2 protein-coding genes are annotated in these 1298 nt (G+C 50.6%); both read right to left on the reverse strand.

Going from position 1 to position 1298, the window contains the following annotated elements:
* Positions 1-31: 31 nt before the first annotated feature.
* Positions 32-892, reverse strand: coding sequence for an IS3 family transposase (locus ACFPB1_RS27360; protein WP_379229384.1), 861 nt, complete (start codon positions 890-892; stop codon positions 32-34).
* A gap of 11 nt (positions 893-903) precedes the next feature.
* Positions 904-1251, reverse strand: coding sequence for a transposase (locus ACFPB1_RS27365; protein WP_379229383.1), 348 nt, complete (start codon positions 1249-1251; stop codon positions 904-906).
* Positions 1252-1298: the final 47 nt, after the last annotated feature.

The raw sequence follows: 1298 nt of genomic DNA on the forward strand, positions 1-1298 counted from the left end.
TGCTCCTCTGTCAATAAAGTGGACAAACAAGTTAAGCTATTTTCTCGTAGTAAAGCTGCTCGAAACGGATGGGCGAGATGTATCCCAAGGTACTGTTGGACCGTTTTCGATTATAAAAGAACTCAATGTATCGGTACATCTGGTCGTAGGCTTCCTGCTTGGTCTTGAACTTGGGACGGCAGTAGATTAATTCGCGCTTCAGGATGCTGTGAAACGCCTCTATGCACGCATTGTCGTAACAATTCCCTCTCCGGCTCATGCTGGCCTTTATGCCAAGCTTCTTCAGGTGCTTTCGGTATTCATTGGACGCATACTGGGATCCGCGGTCGGAGTGGTGAATGAGCCCCTTTTTCGGTCTTTTCGCGGCATGCGCTCGCTTCAGCGCCACTAACACCAGGTCCGTTGTCATGTGATCGCTGAGGTTCCACCCCACAATCTGCTTCGTGTACAGATCCAAGATGCTGGCCAGGTAAAGCTTGCCTTGGCGACAAGGAATATACGTGATGTCCGCTACCCATTTCTCGTTCGGTTTGACGGCGGAAAAGTCTTGCTGAAGCACGTTCGGCGCGATCGGCAACTCATGGTTGGAATCGGTCGTAGTCGTTCTGAACTTGCGAGACATGCAGGAGCGGAGCCCGTTTTCGCGCATAATGAAGCCGACCGTACGCTCCGATACGATCCAGCCTTCTTTCTTCAGTTCCTGATAAATCCTCGGGCTCCCGTAGCGCTTGTCTGAATCCTGGAAATGCCATCTAATGCGCGCGGTGAGCTTCTCTTTGTGCTGCTGCCGCTCGGATGGCTCCGCCGTTCGCCACTTGTAATAACCGCTCCTTGAGACTTCCAAAACGCTGCACATCTTCTCCACTCGAAATTCGGAGCGATGATCTTCGATAAATTGGAACCTTAGTTCTTTTCTTTGCTGAAGATGTGCAGCGCCTTTTTTAGAATGGCCAGCTCTTCCTTCAAATCCTCGATTTCTCGCTCTTTTCGGCGGTTTTCCGCCTCGTTGTCCTTCAGGGTTTGTTCGAGCTTCCGAATTTTCTCCGGATGATTGACCGCTTCTTGGTCGAATTGCCGGTATTGCGCGATCCATTGATTCAGCGTGCTTTTCGGAATGTTCAGTTCCTCGCAGATGTCGGCGACCGACTTCGTCTGCTCTTGCACGTACTTGACCGTTTGCTTTTTAAACTCTTCGTTGTACCGCTGCCGTTGTTCCCCCACGGTGGGACACCTCGCTTTCGTTAAGTACATTATCTTGCGCTCCTTAACGTTGTGTCCACTTTTTATTCTAGCTGCAC

The organism is Paenibacillus sp. GCM10023250 (genome assembly GCF_042653205.1).
GTDB lineage: Bacteria > Bacillota > Bacilli > Paenibacillales > Paenibacillaceae > Paenibacillus_Z.

Coding starts and splice junctions, on each gene's coding strand:
- ACFPB1_RS27365 (WP_379229383.1), bottom strand. CDS start 1,251: ATGTACTTAACGAAAGCGAGGTGTCCCACCGTGGGGGAACAACGGCAG.